Below are 18,850 nucleotides of genomic sequence, written 5' to 3'. Positions count from 1 at the left end.
GTCCCGGCCCTGACCGCTTCCGGCCTGACCGCTTGGGTCCCGACCGTCTCAGTCCTGACCGCCCAGGATCGACAGATCCTCCCTGGCCTTCGGTACGAACACCGTTCCCCGGTCGTCCGGCAGCGTCTGCACCGTGAACATCGGCACGCCGTCGTCCGGAAGCTCCAGCATGCGCGCCGCGTGCACCGGGCCGCCCGACTGCGGCTCCACCGTCAGCGCGTACGAGCCCTTCAGCCCGGCCGGCACCGGCGGTGTGACGGCCAGCGTCGTGCCGCCCTTGACCGTGTACGTCTCCTCGGCCGGCTCGCCGCCGTCGCTCCCCGCCGACGCCGTGACCTTGACCTTCGCCGTCTCTCCCGGCGCGGTCAGGGAGAGGGTCGAACCCTTGGCCCGGTTGTCGGCCACGGTCGCCCGCGACTCGATCTTCCCCGTCGCCGGGATGAACGCCAGCTCCTGCTTGTCACCCTTGCCCCTGACCACCCGCAGCGCCGCGGTCACCGGGGTCGCACGGGAGCCCGCGGGGCTGAGGAGCAGCGATCCCGCCTGGCCCCGCGTCACGCTGCCCAGGTCGAGGGCCGCGGTCATCCCGGACTTGACGTGCAGCGTCTCGTTCCCGGCCGGGATGATCGTGCCGTCGGCGCCCACCAACTGCACCTTCAGTTCGGCGTCGTCCGCGCCCGGCGCGAACGCCACCACCCGGACGTCGGTGGCGTCCGCCGGGATGCCGGGCAGCACCACCCGGGCCGCCGGGTCGGCGGCGGCGGCCAGCCAGTCGCTGCCCCCGCCGTCGTCCGACGCGCGTACGGCGGCCCCGACCCGGCCGCTGCGGGTGGCGACCCGCACGGTCAGGTTGTCGGCGGCCTCGCCCGTCAGTGTGGAGAGCAGCACCGGGACGCTCGACCTCGCCGGGACCGGAATGCCTTCCCCCGACTCGGCCTTGAGGAGGCCGTCCTTCCCGTACAGCTCGACGTCGACGACCGCCGCGCTGTCGTCGGGATTGGTGAGGTGCACGTAGTCCTGCCGGCTCTTCTGCGTGCTCGCGCCGGGGAACCAGAACTCCGTGTCGGGCGCCGTGCAGCTCACGCCCAGCACTCCCCGCCCGCCGCCCACCGGGACGGTGGTGGTCTGCTGCGCGGTCCAGCCGGGGGCGAACCGGCCGGTGGCGGTGCCCACGAGAGCGGGGGCCTCGGCGCCGCCCGCCTCGGCCGAGACCGGCGTACCGGGGTCCTTGAGCGTCAGGAACGACTTGCCCTGCTCTCCGCCCTGCCCTTCACCCTTCTCGGCGTCCTTCCCTGAGCCCTTCCCGCCGTCCTTCTCCTCGTTCTTCTCCTCGTTCTTCCCGTCGTCCTTCGGCTTGTCGTTGTCCACCAACGTGACCGTGGACTCGCGCAGTTCGGCCGCACCGTCCGTCCCGGCGTCCTTCGTGCCCGCGGGGGTGACGGACGTGTACGTCGTCTCCGCGACGTCCGAGACGCTCGGGGCCGGGCAGAGCAGGCTGCTGCGCTCCACGGGCCGCGGCAGCACCTGTGCCGTCGCCGTCGGCTCCGCGCCGTCCGGGCCGGACATCGAGGCGACGCCGGTGACGGCGGCGAGCGCCGTGGCGACCGCGATGAGGGAGAGGGTCGTACGGTTCACTGGTTGCTGCTCCCGTCCGGGCTCTGGTGCCGGTCGTTCTGGGTGCCGTCGGCGTAGGGCTGCTGCTGCGGCTGCTGCCGGCCGTAGCCGTAGGGGTCGTACGAGCCGTCCTGCGCGTACTGACCGCTCTGGTAGCCGGCGTCCTGATAGGCCGCGCCCTGGTAGTCGGCGCTCTGGTAGTCGGCGCCTTGGTACCCGCCGTCCTGGTACGCGCCCTCCTGGTACGCGCCGTTCCGGTACGCGCCGTCCTGCTGGTAGCCCGGGTCCGTGCCCTGCGTGGGGTACGGCACGGGCGGGGCCTGATAGGGGTCGTAGGACTGCTGCTCGTACTGCCCCGGCACCTGCCCCTGTGCTGGTGCTTGTGCCTGTGCCTGCGCCTGGTCCGGCACCTGGCCGTCGCCGTACTGCCCCGCGCCGTGGCCCGCTCCCGCGCCCTGGTACCGCTCGTCCGGCTGGGAGCCCTGTCCGTACTCGGCGCCCGCGTACGCCGGCGCGTCCCACTCGGCGTACGCGCCCTGTCGCGGCACGGTCCCGTAGGCCGGCCGCCCCTGCTCGCCGTCGGCCGTCGCTCCGGCGTCCGCGACCGTGCCCACGACGGCACCCGCGCCCGCGGAAGCGTGCGCGTCGGCCGGCTGTGTATCGGCCGCCTGCGCCTCCGCCTCGGCCGCCGCCCGCAGCCTGCGTGCCCGGCGGCCGTCGCCCGTCATCGCGTCCGCCGTGGCGGGGCCGTCCTCCTCCGGCAGGTCGTCGTCGATCTCCCGGCGCCGCCCCGGCAGGGCCAGCACCAGCAGGACGAGCGCGAGCAGGCCCTGCGCCCAGATCCACGCCGTGTGCGTGATCGGGTCCTCGTAGGTGAGGGCCAGCCGACCGCCCTTGGCCGGCAGTTCGAAGCCCTGGGCCCAGCCGTCGACGGTCTTCTTCGTCAGCGGCTCGCCGTCCAGCGTGGCCTGCCAGCCGTTGGCCGCCCGGTCCGCGATCCGCAGCACGCGGCCCTCCGCGCCCGCCGGGACCGTCGCGTGCGCCTCGACCGGCTCGGAGGCGACGGCCAGCGGCTCGCCGGCGCCCTTGCCGTCGACGATGACGGCCCGCGCGACCTGCCGGTCCACGCGCCACAGCGCGCTGCCGTCGACCTGGCTCAGCCGGGTCAGGCCGGGGGTGGCGTCCAGCACGCGGCTGGTCTCGCGCGGCGAGCCCTCCCGTACGAGCACGTAGCGGATCGCGAACCCGCTCAGCTGGTCGGTCTGGTCGGCGCCGGAACCGGCCACGAGGTTCGCGACGACCTTGTCCAGCCGGGCGTCGCCGCCGCCGGCCGCCGCCAGCTCCGCGTCGCCGAGCCGCGCGCCTGAGCCACGGACCAGGGAGTACGAGACCTCCGCCGGTGACGTGCCGCCCAGGACCAGCGTGCGCGGCTGGTCGCGGGTGACGCTCTCCGCGGCGACGAACGCCGGGACCTGCACCGGGTCGCGGCGCTCCAGCGGGCCCGCGGCGCCGCTGATCATCCAGCCGAAGGCGGCCAGCAGCGGTGCGAGGCCCGCGGCGACCGCGATCAGTACGGCCACGGGCTGGCGCCAGCCGAAGCTCTGCGCGGCGACCCGGATCCGGGCACCGTCGGCGCCGAGGACGGCGGCGGCGATCAGGGCGCCGCCCTGGACGAGCGTGGCGGGTCCGGCCCAGCCGGAGTTGTTGGACAGGACGGCGAAGACCAGTCCGACGAGCGCGACGGACCAGGCCGTGAGAATCGCGAACCGCCGCTCGCCGCGCAGCAGCGCCGCCAGCGCGGCCAGCACGATCCCGGCCATCAGCAGACCGCCGACCGCCTTGGGGCCGCCGGGGCTGATGCCGAGCAGATCGAGCGCGGAGGCCGATCCCGTACCGAATTCCAGCCCCGCCTCACGGAAGAGCGCCGCCGGGTCGGTCAGCAGGGACAGCGACCAGGGCGCGAGCAGCAGGACGGGCGTGAGCAGCGCGGCGAGGACACGCGGTCCGTATCCGCCGAGGTCACCGCGGCGCAGCGCGAGGACGCCGATGCCGAACACCACCGCCATCGGCCAGACGACCGGCGTGAAGGCCATCGTGAACGTCAGCAGGAAGGCGTACGCCCAGGTGCCGCGCCAGCTTCCGCGCGCCTCGGCGTCCGCGCCGGCGCGCAGCGCGTACGCGGCGACGGCCGCCCGGGCGAGCAGCGGCAGCACGACGGCGAGAACGGCCGTGCCCAGCCGCCCCGTCGCGAGCGCGCCCGTCGCGGCGGGCAGGAAGGCGTACGCGACGCTCGCCCAGGCCCGCAGCAGCCGGGAGGGGATGAGGGGGCGGGAGGCGAAGTACGCGGTGGCTCCGGCCAGCGGCACGGAGCAGACGAGCAGCAGGGTCAGCGCGAACCCGGTGGAGCCGAGGAACAGCGCGGAGAGCGCGGCCAGCAGCGCGAGATAGGGCGGCGCGTTCTCGGTGTTGCCGGTACCGACGGGGTGCCAGCCGTCCGCGTAGCGCGACCAGAGCTCGGAGACGTCGGCGGGCGCGGGCAGCAGCGCGCCGCCCGCCAGCGCGCCCCCGCCGAGCAGCCCCCGGCAGGCGACGAGCGAGACCAGGAGCAGGAGCGCGAAGAGGACGGGCCCCGGCTTGCGCGCCAGCTTCCTCAGCCGGGCGAACTGCTCGACCTCCAGGAAGTCCGCCTCGTCGCCGCCCGGCCCCGACTCGACCGCGCCGTGCCGGGATCCGCCCGAGTCGGCGTCGGAGTCGGAGCCGAAGCTCGCGGTGATCTGTTCGACGGTGGCGCGGACCGTGGCACCGAACGGCGGGAAGAGGGGCCGCAGCTCGGCCGCCTCGACCACGCCCTTGCCCCGTCGTTTCCGCGCGGCCAGCACGCGCCCCGGCCGCAGCAGCGTGCCGAAGAGTCCCATCACCTCGTCGACGGCCTGGCCGGGCGCCTTGCCGACCAGGTAGGCGAGGGTGCGCAGCAGGGTGCCGACGGTGAGCCGCAGCAGGACGTACGGGAGGACGGCGGCCCGCGCGTTGACGAGCATGGTGTAGACGGCGCCGGCCTTGTCCACGCGGTGCGGGTTGACCACGGAGCGGCCGGCGCAGTCGACCGTACGGCGCTCCCGGGCGGCGGCCTCGGCGTGCCGCAGGACCGCGTCGGGGGCGACGAGCACCCGGTGGCCGGCGGCGTGGGCGCGCCAGCACAGGTCGACGTCGTCGCGCATCAGCGGCAGCCGGCGGTCGAACCCGCCCAGTTCCTCCCACACGTCGCGCCGGACGAGCATGCCGGCGCTGGAGACGGACAGGACGCTGCGGACCTGGTCGTGCTGGCCCTGGTCCTGCTCGCGCCGGTCGAGGCCGGTCCAGCGGCGGCCGCTGTTGGCGATGGAGACGCCGACCTCCAGCAGCTGCTTGCGGTCGTACCAGCCGCGCAGCTTGGGCCCGATGACGGCGGCGTACTCGTCGGAGTCGGCGACGCGCAGCAGTTCGAGGAGGGCCTCCGGCTCCGGCGAGCAGTCGTCGTGCAGCAACCACAGCCACTGCACGGGTTCGCCGTGCGGCAGCTCCGGCATCTCGTACGCCTCGTCGTGCCAGGTCCTGGTGACGGGGTCCCAGCCGCTGGGCCGCTTCAGGTACGGCAGGTCGTCGGGCGTGAGGACGGGGGCGGTACGGACGGCCTCGTCCACCGCCGTACCGAATCCGGACCGCCGCGCGAGGTGCAGGACGCGGTCGTCACCGAGCGCCTCCGTGAGCAGCCGGGCGGAGTCGTCGGCGCTGCCGGTGTCGGCTGCCATGACGTTCTGGACGGGACGTTCCTGGCCCAGCAGCCCGGCGAGGGCGTCGGGCAGCCAGCGCGCGCCGTCGTGGGAGACGAGGACCGCGGTCACGACGTGCCGCGGGAACTCGGGGGCGGTGGCGGGAACGAACGCGGCTGTGGTGGCGGACATCGGTGTAACGGGCCCTCCGGCCGGGGGTCGCCCCGATGGGGCGTCGGAGCGTCTGGGACGGGGCCCCACATTAACGGCTGGCAGCACAGCGGTCCGCCGCCCGCGGGGAAGCCGCGGGCGGCGGACCGTTCATTAGGTACGAGGTTGTGACGTTTGGCCGGGCGTTCGGCCTCGGCGGTCGGTGGTGACGGCCTGCCGTGACAGCCGGACGCCGGCGGCCGGGCCGCGGCGACCGGGCCGTGGCGACCGGGCCGTGGCGACCGGGCCGTGGCGGCGGGACGCTGATGGAGAGTCATGTCACGCGGTGAACACCGCGCCGGGACATGACGGGTCGGCCACGACGGGCCGGATATGACAAGCCGGGTGTGCCGGACCGGACACGACGTGCGGGCCCCTGACGGCACCGGCACGGCTCGCACCCTCAGATCGCCGCCTTCTTCAGGCGGCGGCGCTCGCGCTCCGACAGCCCGCCCCAGATACCGAATCGCTCGTCATTGGCAAGGGCATATTCAAGGCATTCGGAGCGGACCTCACAGGCAAGGCACACCTTCTTGGCCTCGCGAGTGGAACCGCCCTTCTCGGGAAAGAAGGACTCCGGGTCGGTCTGGGCGCACAAGGCGCGCTCCTGCCAGCCGAGTTCCTCTTCCGCGTCCTCGACCAGCAGTTGCTGGAACAGCTCGGTCATGTGCGCCCCTCGTCTGTCTTTTGCGTCCCCGTGATGGTGGCCGCTTCCGATTTCGGCCGAACGACACGAGTGAAATTACAAGTGTGCGCTCTGGGCCGGTCAAGCCGAGATCTGCTATTGGGCCCGGTATTCACTCTGCGGAACCAAGGCTATGCGGAAAGTGTTCAAATCACCAAAAAGTTGACACATGCCACCGGCCTGCCCGCGACCGCCTCCCTATTTCACCCAAGAGCCGGACAACTCTCACCCAGCCCCTCCAAGCCCCCGGGGCTGATGAAGCTTCACCAAGCCTCATCAGGCCCCTTCAAACCTCGGCAAGCCCCCGTCAGGCAGCGTGAAGTCCCACCAAGGGAGACGACACGCATTCCGGCGGTGTTGCCGGCCCGCACGCGAAGCGATCGGAATCACAGCCGTAAACCCGCGCCCGGGCGTGCGGCACGGCGCACGGAGGTGGAGAGGTGCACGAAGAGGTGAACGAGCACGGTCGCGGGCCCATGTCTCCCCCGTCCGGCGTGAGCAAACCTTTCTCCACCTGCCGCAACCGGAAAAGGTGAAACATTTCACACATATCGATCATCAAGTTGACACCACCGACGGGACTCGCCACCTTGGTGTCATGCCAGCGAACCCCGCGCACCCAGCGACCCACGTCGTCCGTGGCTTCCGCAGCGCTGTACAGGCTCGCTGTCGCTGTTCCCGCTGTTCCGGCTGTTGACGCGGCCGGGCTCCGGCCGGCCTTCGCCCGTGTTGTGACCGTCGCGATCTCCCTCACCGTTGGTTGTCGCGCTGTTGTCGCGCCAGGACCTGGCGCCGCTCCGCCGGTCACCGCCGCGCACCGTTCATCACGGCTGATCCGCTGATCCGACCGGTCCGCCCACGGGCCGGGCCACTGATTCACCGGCCGCCGACCCGCCGGATCGCGCCCCCACACACCGGCGCACCACGCCTACCGGTCCCCGCGGGCCACCGGCTTCCGGCTCATCCCGCGTACCCCCGCCCCCGCGCGCCATGCGCCGCCCCGCCGGCGCCGCCCCGCACACCCTTCTGCCGAGGAACCACCGCACCCGATGAACAGCGACAACGACCTTCAGATCGCCGGCGACCTGCTCGAGGTCCAGCACCTGCTCCAGCCCGCCCGGGAGCACCCGGTCACGGTGGCCGAGTTCGTGGGCCTGGCCCGCTCCATCGCCGCCGACCGCGCGCAGTGGGCGCCGCTCGTCCAGTACGACGCCACGAGCCGCTGGTACCACCGGCTGCGTACGGGCCCCGGCTACGAGGTGTGGCTGCTGTCGTGGGTGCCCGGCCAGGGCACCGGGACGCACGACCACGGGCGGTCCTCCGGCGTGCTGACCGTGCTCGCCGGTGAACTGACGGAGCGTTCGGAAAATAATTCGGAAAGGCTTTCGAAGAAGCATTCGGTGAAAGGCGTCGAAGAAGGGGCCGGGAGGCATTCCGCGAAATCCTCCGGAGAGACGGAAGGCGTTGAGGAGCGTTCCGGAGCATTTCCCGGGGTGCGCCTCGAGGGCCGTCCGAAGAGCCGGAGCCATGTCCTCGCTCCGGGCGCGCAACGGGTGTTCGCGCCGGGTTACGTACACGAAGTCGTCAATGACTCGATCGAACCGGCCGTGAGTCTGCACATCTACTACCCGGGTCTGACGGAGATGCCGATGCACTCGGCCCGCTGCGCCCCGACGGCTCAGGACGTCCTGCCGGCGCGCTGACACCCGGCCGCCCGTCGGCCCCTGTCGACCACGCCCCCTCGACGACCACCGCCCCTCGACGATCAGCCTCCGGCTGACAGGCCCACCCGTCGCCCGACCACCGCCCCCCAACGATCAGCCTCCGGCTGACAGACTGTCTTTATGCGCATTGTGGTTCTGGCCGGCGGTATCGGCGGCGCCCGTTTCCTGCGTGGCCTCAAGCGGGCCGCGCCGGACGCGGACGTCACGGTGATCGGCAACACCGGTGACGACATCCATCTGTTCGGGCTGAAGGTCTGTCCCGACCTCGACACCGTGATGTACACCCTCGGCGGTGGCATCAACGAGGAGCAGGGCTGGGGGCGTACCGACGAGACGTTCCAGGTCAAGGCGGAGCTCGCGGCGTACGGTGTCGGGCCCGAGTGGTTCGGCCTCGGCGACCGCGACTTCGCCACCCATATCGTCCGTACGCAGATGCTCGGCGCCGGCTATCCGCTGAGCGCGGTCACCGAAGCGCTCTGCGCCCGCTGGAAGCCGGGCGTACGGCTGCTGCCGATGTCCGACGACCGCGTCGAGACGCATGTCGCGGTCGACGTGGACGGCGAGCGCAAGGCCGTGCACTTCCAGGAGTACTGGGTGCGGATGCGGGCCTCCCTGGCCGCCCGGGCGATCGTCCCGGTGGGCGCCGAGCAGGCCAAGCCCGCGCCGGGGGTGCTGGAGGCGGTCGCCGCCGCCGACGTGATCCTCTTCCCGCCGTCGAACCCGGTCGTCAGCATCGGCACGATCCTGGCCGTGCCGGGCATCCGGGAGGCCATCGCCGACGCGGGCGTGCCGGTCGTGGGGCTGTCCCCCATCGTCGGGGGCGCGCCCGTGCGCGGGATGGCGGACAAGGTGCTCGCCGCGATCGGCGTGGAGGCGACGGCCTCGGCCGTGGCGCTGCACTACGGTTCCGGGCTGCTGGACGGCTGGCTGGTCGACACCGTGGACGCGGGCGCCGTGGCGGAGATCGAGCGCGCGGGGATCCGCAGCCGGGCCGTACCGCTGATGATGACGGACCTGGACGCCGCCGCCGGGATGGCCCGAGAGGCGCTGGCGCTGGCCGAGGAGGTACGGGCATGACGGTGCCGCCGCCTTCCGTGCCCCAGCCCGCCGCGCCGGTCTCCTCGTCGGCCTCGTCGGCCTCGTCGGTCTCACCGGCGTCGCCGCCCGCGCCGGTACCTCCGGTCCCGTCCTCGTCTCCGTCCTCGTCTCCGTCCTCGGCCCCGTCCGCGTCGCCTTCGTCCGCGTACCACGTGCGGGCGCTGCCGGGGCTGCCGGAGGTCCGGCCGGGCGACGACCTCGCGAAGCTGATCGCGGCGGCCGGTCCTGGCCTGCTGGACGGTGACGTACTGCTCGTCACCTCGAAGATCGTCTCCAAGGCCGAGGGCCGGATCGTCGAGGCGGCCGACCGCGAGGCGGCGATCGACGCGGAGACGGTACGGGTCGTGGCGCGGCGGGGCCCGCTCCGGATCGTCGAGAACCGCCAGGGCCTGGTGATGGCGGCGGCCGGGGTGGACGCCTCCAACACCGCGCCCGGCACCGTCCTGCTGCTGCCCGAGGACCCCGACGCCTCGGCGCGGGCGATCCGGGCCGGCCTGCGGGAGGCCCTCGGGGTCGACGTCGGGGTGATCGTCACGGACACCTTCGGGCGGCCGTGGCGCAACGGGCTGACCGACGTGGCGATCGGCGCGGCCGGGGTACGGGTCCTGGCGGACCTGCGCGGCGGGACGGACGCGCACGGGAACCCGCTGAGCGCGACCGTCGTCGCGACGGCCGACGAGCTGGCCGCGGCCGGCGACCTGGTGAAGGGCAAGGCGGAGGGGCTGCCGGTGGCGGTGGTCAGCGGCCTTGCGCACCTGGTCGGGGACGACGGCGGAGACGGGGACGGCAAGGACGATGAGGGCGCGGCGGACGTCGGCGCCCGCGCCCTGGTGCGGTCCGCAGCGGACGACATGTTCCGGCTCGGCACCTCGGAGGCGGTACGGGAGGCGGTCACCGGACGCCGTACCGTCCGCGCGTTCACGGACGAGCCGGTCGACCCCGGCGCGGTCCGCCGCGCGGTCGCGGCGGCGATCACGGCCCCGGCCCCGCACCACACGACGCCCTGGCGGTTCGTCCTCCTGGAGTCCGCCGAGTCCCGTACGCGGCTGCTGGACGCCATGCGCGACGCGTGGGTGGCGGACCTGCGCCGGGACGGCAAGTCGGAGGAGTCGATCGCGCGCCGCGTCCGGCGCGGGGACGTCCTGCGCAACGCGCCGTACCTGGTGGTCCCCTGCCTGGTCATGGACGGCTCGCACACCTACGGCGACGCGCGCCGCGACGCGGCGGAACGCGAGATGTTCGTGGTCGCGGCGGGTGCGGGCGTCCAGAACTTCCTGGTCGCGCTGGCGGGCGAACGGCTCGGCTCGGCGTGGGTCTCCTCCACGATGTTCTGCCGGGACGTCGTGCGGGACGTGCTGGACCTGCCGGCGGACTGGGACCCGATGGGCGCGGTGGCGGTCGGCCACGCGGCGGCTCCGCCGAAGGACCGGCCGGCGCGGGCGGCGGAGGCGTTCGTCGAGGTGCGGTGACGCCTCCGGCGCGGAAGGGGCCCGGCGACGTGACGGGACGTTCAGGGCGTGCCGGGACGTCGGTACGGCGGGCTGCCGGGGCGCCACCGTACCGCCGAGGGCCGCGCGTCGGCCGGGCACGCCGCCCGGCCGACGCGTCCGGCGGTTCCCGCGCCGAAAGCCGGCGGCGCGGCGGCCGTCCGCTGTGGTGAGCTGGCTCCGTGGAAGCCATATGGACCAGTGTCGTAGCGGTCGGGGGCACGCTCATGGGTGCCGTGATGACGCACGTCTTCCAGCGCCTCGCGGCCCGGCGCGGTGAGCTGTTCGCCCGGTCGGAGGCGCTCCGGCAGGAGCGGATGGCCACGTACAGTTCGTTCGCCGCGGCGGTGGAGGACTACCGCCACGGGCAGGCGGGCCGCTGGTACAGCATGCGGGAGGACCCGGCCGGGGCCGCCTTCGTCGCCGCGCGCGACGAGGCGCACCGGCTGCGCACGGCGACGCGGCAGGTGCTCTACCGCGTCAAGCTGCTGACCGACGACCGGGACGTGGTCCTCGCGGCCGAGCGGGCGTACGCGTGCACGCGGGACGTGTCGACGGCTCAGGACCAGGCGGAGCGGGACACGCTGGACGCCCACGCGCGGGAGGCGATCGACGCGTTCGTGTCCCGGGCCTCGTCCCTGGTCCGTTGAAGCGGCCACGGTCGTCGGCCGGCGAGGCGTCTCTTGCGTCAGCGGTTGCGAAGAGGGCCCGCCGTGACACATGTACCTGGCCGCGCACCCATGGAGGTGGGCGGTCGGCACCGCTCCGTCGACGGCCGTAACCGCGTCGCGGGCGTTATCGGCGCTACAGGTGGGCGATGTTCCGGACCGGCATGCGCGGGGCGCGGCGGGGCGGGGTGCGGCCGCTGAGCAGGATCAGGCGAGTGGCCCGGTGGCGCTGGCCCTCGTACGGGGCGAGCAGTTCCAGCATCGCGGCGTCGTCCGCGTCCCGGTCGCCCGCGAGCGCGTGGCCGACGATGCCGGGCAGGTGGAGGTCGCCGACGGTGACGGCGTCGGGGGCGCCGTTGGAGCGCTGTACGACCTCGGCGGCGGTCCAGGGGCCGATGCCGGGGATCAGTTCCAGCCGGGCGGCGGCCCGCTCGGGCTCCATCGCCGCCGCCTCCTCCAGCCGGCGGGCGACGCGTACCGCGCGCAGGATCGTGGCGGAGCGCTTGGCGTCCACGCCGGCCCTGTGCCACTCCCAGGAGGGAATCAGCGCCCAGGTCCGCGCGTCGGGCACGACGTACAGCTGTTCCCCGCTGTCGAGGGCGGGGCCGGGCGCGGGGTCCCCGTACTTCCGTACGAGCAGCCGCCAGGCGCGGTACGCCTCGACCGTGGTGACCTTCTGCTCCAGGACGGACGGGATCAGCGACTCCATGACCAGCCCCGTACGGCACAGCCGCAGGCCGGGGCGGCGGCGCTGGGCGGCGGCGAGGAGGCGGTGGCGCGGGGCGAACGCGTCGGGGTCGTCCGCGCCGCCGAGCAGCTCCGGCAGCCGCTCGAGCTGCCACCCGGCGCCGGGGCCCCACGCCTCGGCGGTCACGGTCCCGTCGTACGGGGTGAGGCGCAGCGCACAGGGCCCGTCGGGCGTCCGGCAGGTCCGTCGTACGGTGCCGTCGGGCAGCGCGCGGAAGGTGGGGTCGCCGGGGCCCCGGCGGAGCGGGCCGAGCACGAGCCCGAGGTCGTACGGGCCGGGGGGCGTGGCCCAGCGCCGCGTGCCGGCGCGCGCGCCGGGTGTGGTGCGGGGCGCGGCACCGGGCGCGGTGCGGGCCACGGCACCGGGTGCGGTGCGGGGACGCGGGGTGAATCGGCCTGCCACGGGTGCGGTCCTCGTCGGGGTCGGGGGCACCTCTGAGGGTATGACGCGGGGGTGGGGCGCTGCGGGGCGGGTGCGGGGGCCGCTGCGCGGGGCATGCGGGGTGCGGTACTCCCCGGTGGTGGGTGCGGGGGCGCTGCGCAGGGCATGCGGGGTGCGGTCCGGCCGGGTGGGTGCGGGGGGCCGGGGCCTCCGGAGGTACACACATGGAGGTGCGCGTCCATGTCCGCAGCCCGAGAGGCGCATCGGCCCGAACCCGTTCTCCGTGAGGACCGGCTCAACTACACGCCCGTGACCGGCAGCGTCACCCTCGCGCGCAAACGCGCCGGACGGCTCGTCGGCGAGTGGGGTACCCCGAACTCGTCCGGCCCGTGGTCCTCGTGGTCAGCGAACTCGGCACGAACGCCCTGCTGCACGGCTGCCTGCGCGACCGTCTCTTCCAGGTCGCCCTCACCCTTCGTGCCGATTCGCTCCGGGCCGAGGTACGTACACGTACACCTGCCACTGCCACCGCACGCCCGTCTGCGTCACGGTGCCCGTGTACGCGCCCCCGCGTCGGCACGGTCGTGGCCAGTGGTCGCCCAACGGCCCGCACTCGCCCACCGGCGGGAGGGGGCCGGGGTCGTAGGAGGTGCGTGTCCGGACACTAAAGCGTGATTTGTGACGCGCGACGACCGCCCGCATCCAGACGTATGCCTCTTGCGCGTCGTAAATCATGCCGTCCGGACATGTACCTCCGGAGGCCCCGGCCCCCGCACCCACCACCGCGCAGCACCGCACCCCGCGCCCGCACCGCGCAGCGGCCCCCGCACCCCCACCGGCAGGCGGCTACGCGTCCGAGGAGAAACGCACCGCCCCCGCCGGCAGCCGCGCGTCGCACCACACCCGTACCCCCTCGCGCAGTTCGTTGTCCGCGCCGACCACCGCCCCGTCCCCGACGACCGCCCCCGTCAGCACCGCGCGCTCCCCCACCCGGGCCCCCGCGCCGATCAGGGAGTCCGTGACCACAGCGCCCGGCTCCACCACCGCGCCCGCCAGGACCGTGCTGCCCGCCACCCGGGCGCCCTCGGCGATCAGCGCGCCCTCGCCGACCACCGTGCCGCCGGTGAGTTTCGCGTCGGGCGCGACCTTCGCCGTGGGGAGCACCAGGTACTCGCCGCACGGGCCGGGGACCGCCGGGGACGGGGCGCGGCCCAGGACCAGGTCGGCGGAGCCCCGTACGAACGCCTGCGGGGTGCCCAGGTCCAGCCAGTACGTGGAGTCCACCATCCCCTGGAGGTGCGCCCCGGCGGCCAGCAGGCCCGGGAAGGTCTCCCGCTCCACCGAGACGGGGCGGCCCGCCGGGATCGAGTCGATCACCGAGCGCCGGAACACGTACGCCCCCGCGTTGATCTGGTCGGTGACTATCTCCTCGGGCGTCTGCGGCTTCTCCAGGAACGCCGTCACCCGCCCGTCCGCGTCCGTCGGCACCAGCCCGAACGCCCTCGGGTCGGGCACCCGCGTCAGGTGCAGGGAGACGTCCGCGCCCGACTCCGTGTGCGTCGCCACGAGCGCCTGGATGTCGAGTCCCGTCAGGATGTCACCGTTGAAGATGAGCACCGGTTCGTCGGGGCCGGAGCGCAGCCGGGAGGCGACGTTCCGGATGGCGCCGCCGGTGCCGAGCGGGTCCCGTTCGGTGACGTACTCCAGGTGGAGGCCGAGCGACGAGCCGTCGCCGAAGTACGGTTCGAAGACCTCGGCGAGGTACGACGTCGCGAGCACGATGTGTTCGACGCCCGCCGCGCGCGCCCGTGCCAGCTGGTGGGTGAGGAACGGCACGCCGGCCGCGGGGACCATCGGCTTGGGAGTGTGCACCGTGAGCGGCCGCAGCCGGGTGCCCTTGCCGCCGACCAGGAGAATCGCTTCTGTCACCGTGTCGTCTCTGCTTCCTGCTGGGGCCGGCGCTTCATACATACGCACATTCGTCCATGCATAGGTACGTGCTTCCGACCGATCTTCGCAGCCCGTACGGTCGCCCGGCACACCGTGTCGTACCACGACGTATCGCCGCGCCGTATCACCGTGGCCGGCGGCACCGCTCCGGTCAGCGACGGCCCTGGTAACGGGCCGACGAGGTCCGTGTCGTGCCGAGCTTCGCGTAGAGCCGACGCCCGGGACACTCGGTGACGTATCCGTCCCGGTGCCCGGAGATGGCATGGAGCCTGACCTTCCTGCCGTACGTGTACTTGTTGCTCCCCTTGGAGGTCAGCCGCACCTTTCCGCGCGGGTTGATGCCGTCGAGACCGAGCTTCCACGCGGTGAGCCGGGCGAGCGCGGTCGTCGCCGCCGCCGGTGGCCTCGTCGCGTTGTAGCTTCCGAGAACGGCGATGCCCGTGCTGCTGGAATTGAAACCGAGGGTATGGGCGCCCATCACCGGCTTCGCCACGCCACCCGCGCGGCCTTCGTAGATGTTCCCGCACTTGTCGATGGCGAAGTTGTAGCCGATGTCGCGCCAGCCGCTGCTCTTGACGTGGTAGCGGTAGATACCGCGCAGGACGGAGGGCGCCTGCCGGCACGTGTAGTTGTTGCCCGTACCGCTGTGGTGGACGAAGGCCGCCTTGACCGTCTTCGTGTAGCGGAACTGCCTCTCGCGCAGCCGCTCGTCCGCGCCCCAGCCCCGGCGGGTGATGATGCGGGGGCGCGGGCCGATGTACGGCTTCCCCGTCGTCGCCCCGGGCGCCCCGGCCGCCTCGGCGGCCTCCGTCTCCTCCCCGTACTCCGCGAGGTTCTCCTCCGTCTCCTCCTTCGACAGCTCCGTGATCTCGGTGGCTCCGAGGTCGGCGAACTCCGCGTTGACCGCCGAACTGGCCGCCTCCTCCACGGTCATGGCCGCCTGCTGGACGGCACCGGCACCGGTTCCGGTCCCGGCTCCGGTCCCGGTGCCGGCACCGGTCCCCGGGGCCCCGGGTGCCTCCGTCGTGAACCCGCTCGTCACAGCGGACGAGCCGGACGCCGACCCGGACGACGACGAACCGGCCGACGCCACGGTCTGCGCACCGGCCGCCGTCCCCGCCCCTGCCTGCGCCGGCCCGTCCGTCACCGGGTCACCGCCCGGGTCGACCAGCTCCAGCCGCAGCCCGCGCGGCAGCAGCGCCCGGGCCGGGGCCTCCGTCGCCGTACCGACCGGCTCGTCGACGGCCCGTACGCGGATCTCCACACCGTCCGACTCGCCCACCCACAACGGGTCGGTGAAGCCCCGTACGGTCCCGGCGTCGCGCTCCGTGGTGCCCCGGTCGGCGCCGTGTTCATGGCCGTGTGCCGACAGTTCCCGCCAGTCGGACCAGTCGTGCGAGCCGAGCGCCCGGGTTCGGACCCGGACCGAGCCGCGCAGTTCCTCGTCGGCGTCGTCCCAGACGACTCCGAGGAGGGAGAAGGGGTGGACGGCGCGGCGGGCCAGTCCCCGTTCCGCGCCGCCGCCCGCCGACCGGTCCGAGGCGCGCTCCGGCAGCGGCAGCGACTCGGTGGAGCCCGGCACGGCCGAGGGCCCCTGGCGTACGCGGTGGGCCGGGGACGAGGTGTGCGTGAGCTGCGCGGCGTCCGCGGACGCGGACGAGGCCCGCGGCGCGGCGGCGGCACCCGGCGGTACAGAGAGGGGGAGGACCAGCGCCGCACCGCACGCGACACCGATCGGGGAGACGAGAGAAGAACGCATGGACCGATCCTGGCGGCGACGGCCCCGGCCCGCCCGTCGGGCACCCGCCGACAGAACTGACGGTGCGTCGGCCGGGCGAGTGGACCGTGTCACCGGTACGGCGGCGGCCCGCCACCCGCGCCACGTACCCTTTCCCGCGTGAACGCCACCGACCGCACCCCCGCCGACCTGCTGCGATCCGCCCTCACCGCGGACCCGGCCCGCCCCTTGATCACTTTCTACGACGATGCCACCGGTGAGCGCGTCGAATTGTCCGTGGCGACCTTCGCCAATTGGGTGGCCAAGACCGCCAACCTGCTCCAGGGAGACCTGTCCGCCGAGCCCGGTGACCGGCTCGCGCTGCTGCTGCCCGCGCACTGGCAGAGCGCCGTGTGGCTGCTGGCCTGTTCCTCGGTCGGCGTGGCCGTGGACATCGGCGGCGACCCGGCCGCGGCCGACCTCGTCGTCAGCGGTCCTGACACCCTGGACGCGGCGCGCGCGTGCCGCGGCGAGCGGGTGGCGCTCGCGCTCAGGCCGCTGGGCGGACGGTTCCCCGAGGCTCCCGTGGGCTTCGCGGACTACGCGGTGGAGGTGCCCGGCCAGGGCGACCGCTTCGCGCCGTACGCACCCGTCGACCCGGACGAGCCGGCCCTCTCCGTCGGCGGTACGGAACTGACGGCGGCCCAACTCGTCGACCGGGCACGCGCGGACGCCGTGGAACGCGGGCTCGCCCCCGGTTCCCGGCTGCTGTCGGGGCTCTCGTACCGGAGCTGGGAGGGACTGTCCGCCGGGCTGTTCGCCCCGCTCGCGGCGGGTGGGTCCGTGGTGCTCTGCCGAAACCTGGAGAAGCTGGCCCCGGAGGCGCTGGAACAGCGGGTCACGGACGAACGAGTGACCCACCGCGTCGTGTGACCCAGCGCGGTGTGTGCCCCATCGCGGTTCGGGCCACCGGGCCGTGTGCCCCACCGCGCGGTGTGACCGGCCGCATGGTGTGACCGGCCTGGTCCGTCGACCACAACCGCACCACGAGCGCGCACGACGACACGTGAACGGCACACCGTCCGTGCGGCCCGTATCCGTTCGACATCGGCCGGTAACCGGCTTGACCCAAGGCCGTCTCAACACCCGTACAGGATCGGAGAAACTCACAACTCCCGGCACAACCAAGCACGGTGCTCACCCGTCTACCTCTGCGACCGGCAGCCCAGTGCGTTGCCGACAGCCTTGAAGGATGGACACAGACGTGACCGACAGTGCCGGCAGCGCTCCGGCCGCGCCGGAGGGCCCGCCCGGCGACGGGCCAACGCCCCGGACGCCCGGCCCTGACGACAAAAGCCCTGCGGAAAGCGCCGACAACGATGCCGACGGGCACGCCGGCGAGCACCAGCCCGACCGCTCCCCTTCACCCACTGACGGTCCCACCGACGGACCCGCCGGCAGTCCCGCTGACAGCCCTGCCGACGATCCCGCCGGCCCCGCCGACGAGGCCGGCGACGCCACCGACGTCCCCACGCCCCACCCCGTCCCGAGAAAGCGCCGCTGGCTGCGCTGGGCCGCGCTCGGCTCGTCGGTCGCCGTCCTCGCCGTCGCCGGCACCGGCTGGTGGTTCTACCGCTCGCTCGACGCCAACATCACCACCGACACCTCCGCCGCCGCCGAACTGCGCGCGTACGAGAAGGAACGCCCCACCCCCGTCTCCCTCGAAGCCCAGAACATCCTGCTCATAGGCTCCGACAGCCGGGCCGGCGCGGGCAACGGCAAGTACGGCCGCGACGACGGCGGTTCGCAGCGCTCCGACACCACCATCCTGCTCCACCTCGCGGCCGACCGGCAGAGCGCGACCGCCGTTTCCCTGCCCCGTGACCTGATGGTGGACACACCGAGCTGCCGCGCGGCGGACGGATCCCGGACCGAGGCACGGTTCGCCCAGTTCAACTGGGCCTTCGAGACCGGCGGCGCGGCCTGCACGATACGTACGGTCGAGAAGCTCACGGGCATACGCGTGGACCACCACATGGTGATCGACTTCCAGGGCTTCAAGGACGTGGTCGACTCGGTGGGCGGCGTCGACGTCTGCCTGGCGGAGCCGGTCGACGACAGGGCCTCCAAGCTCGAACTCCCGGCCGGCCCGCAGAGGCTCGACGGCGAGCAGGCCCTGGGGTTCGTACGCGTCCGTCACGGCATCGGCGACGGCAGCGACACCGAGCGCATGCAACGGCAGCAGAGCTTCCTCGGCTCCCTGTTCAAGAAGGTGAGCGGCAATGGCGTGCTGCTGAATCCGGCCGAGTTGTACCCGGTGCTCGACGCGGCGACGAAGTCGCTCACCACCGACCCGGGGCTGGGGTCGCTCACCGACCTCTACGAGCTGGCGCGCTCCCTCCAGAGCGTGCCGACGGAGAAGGTGCAGTTCCTGACCGCGCCCCGGCAGCCGTACAGCGCGGACCCGAACCGCGACGAACTCGTACAGCCGGACGCGGACGAGTTGTTCGAGCGCTTGCGCGAGGACCGGCCCGTCAGGGTCGAAACGGCGAAATCCGCCGGGGACTCCGAAGCCGGGGACTCCCGGGAAACTCCGGCGCCCACGGGGACCACGGCCGGGAAAAAAGACTCGAATGAAGATCATGAAAGCGTCGAAGAAAACATCGAAGAACGCACGAACGGTGAAGGCCGTGAAGGCCGTGGAGCAGGCAAGGACGATTCCGGCCACACCGCCGGGTCCACCGACGCCATGACGGGCTCCGCTCCGGACCCGACGTACACAGGAACGAACGCGTCGCACGGGATGTGTGGGTAAACAG

Annotated in this window: 12 protein-coding genes; 6 read left to right on the top strand and 6 right to left on the bottom strand. The window is 73.5% G+C overall.

Annotated features, from left to right (window positions below):
* Window positions 1-48: 48 nt before the first annotated feature.
* From IG02_RS0105315 to IG02_RS0105305, 3 genes are all read right to left on the bottom strand, one after another.
* Window positions 49-1,635, bottom strand: coding sequence for a DUF5719 family protein (locus IG02_RS0105315; protein WP_030742403.1), 1,587 nt, complete (start codon window positions 1,633-1,635; stop codon window positions 49-51).
* Window positions 1,632-5,555 carry a glycosyltransferase gene (locus IG02_RS35930; protein WP_037802282.1) on the bottom strand — a complete coding sequence of 1,308 codons (3,924 nt, stop codon included), beginning with the start codon at window positions 5,553-5,555 and terminating at the stop codon, window positions 1,632-1,634. Before IG02_RS35930 ends, IG02_RS0105315 begins: the two co-directional genes overlap by 4 nt.
* A gap of 421 nt (window positions 5,556-5,976) precedes the next feature.
* Window positions 5,977-6,240 (bottom strand): WhiB family transcriptional regulator, encoded by a 264-nt coding sequence (locus IG02_RS0105305; RefSeq protein WP_030742398.1) that lies wholly within the window; start codon window positions 6,238-6,240, stop codon window positions 5,977-5,979.
* A 1,067-nt stretch (window positions 6,241-7,307) separates the two neighbouring features.
* On the opposite strand from IG02_RS0105305, the gene IG02_RS0105300 reads away from it, so the two are divergent.
* From IG02_RS0105300 to IG02_RS0105285, 4 genes are all read left to right on the top strand, one after another.
* Window positions 7,308-7,961 (top strand): cysteine dioxygenase, encoded by a 654-nt coding sequence (locus IG02_RS0105300; protein ID WP_030742396.1) that lies wholly within the window; start codon window positions 7,308-7,310, stop codon window positions 7,959-7,961.
* A 141-nt stretch (window positions 7,962-8,102) separates the two neighbouring features.
* Entirely contained in the window at window positions 8,103-9,059 is a 957-nt protein-coding gene (gene cofD, locus IG02_RS0105295) for a 2-phospho-L-lactate transferase (RefSeq protein WP_030742394.1), read from the top strand.
* Window positions 9,056-10,549, top strand: coding sequence for a coenzyme F420-0:L-glutamate ligase (locus IG02_RS0105290; RefSeq protein WP_078854210.1), 1,494 nt, complete (start codon window positions 9,056-9,058; stop codon window positions 10,547-10,549). Before cofD ends, IG02_RS0105290 begins: the two co-directional genes overlap by 4 nt.
* Window positions 10,550-10,749: 200 nt before the next feature.
* Complete coding sequence (locus IG02_RS0105285) at window positions 10,750-11,217, top strand: hypothetical protein (RefSeq protein ID WP_030742391.1); 468 nt, start codon at window positions 10,750-10,752, stop codon at window positions 11,215-11,217.
* Window positions 11,218-11,371: 154 nt separating this feature from the next.
* On the opposite strand, the gene IG02_RS0105280 is transcribed toward IG02_RS0105285, so the two are convergent.
* From IG02_RS0105280 to IG02_RS0105265, 3 genes are all read right to left on the bottom strand, one after another.
* Entirely contained in the window at window positions 11,372-12,385 is a 1,014-nt protein-coding gene (locus IG02_RS0105280; RefSeq protein ID WP_030742388.1) for a DNA-3-methyladenine glycosylase, read from the bottom strand.
* A gap of 825 nt (window positions 12,386-13,210) precedes the next feature.
* Window positions 13,211-14,293 (bottom strand): nucleotidyltransferase family protein, encoded by a 1,083-nt coding sequence (locus tag IG02_RS0105270; protein WP_030742386.1) that lies wholly within the window; start codon window positions 14,291-14,293, stop codon window positions 13,211-13,213.
* A gap of 172 nt (window positions 14,294-14,465) precedes the next feature.
* A complete protein-coding gene (locus tag IG02_RS0105265) occupies window positions 14,466-16,073 on the bottom strand; it encodes a peptidoglycan recognition protein (protein WP_030742384.1) in 1,608 nt (535 codons plus the stop codon).
* A 138-nt stretch (window positions 16,074-16,211) separates the two neighbouring features.
* Here IG02_RS0105265 and IG02_RS0105260 point away from each other — a divergent pair, with 138 nt between their 5' ends.
* A complete protein-coding gene (locus IG02_RS0105260; protein ID WP_030742382.1) occupies window positions 16,212-16,964 on the top strand; it encodes a TIGR03089 family protein in 753 nt (250 codons plus the stop codon).
* Window positions 16,965-17,283: 319 nt separating this feature from the next.
* On the top strand, window positions 17,284-18,846 hold the full coding sequence (locus IG02_RS38730; protein ID WP_030742380.1) for an LCP family protein: 1,563 nt from the start codon (window positions 17,284-17,286) through the stop codon (window positions 18,844-18,846).
* The last annotated feature ends 4 nt before the right edge of the window (window positions 18,847-18,850 follow it).

The organism is Streptomyces sp. NRRL F-5135 (assembly GCF_000719775.1).
Lineage (GTDB): Bacteria > Actinomycetota > Actinomycetes > Streptomycetales > Streptomycetaceae > Streptomyces > Streptomyces hebeiensis.
The sequence above is the reverse complement of the archived record's forward strand: the minus strand, read 5'-3'. Positions and strand labels throughout refer to the sequence as shown.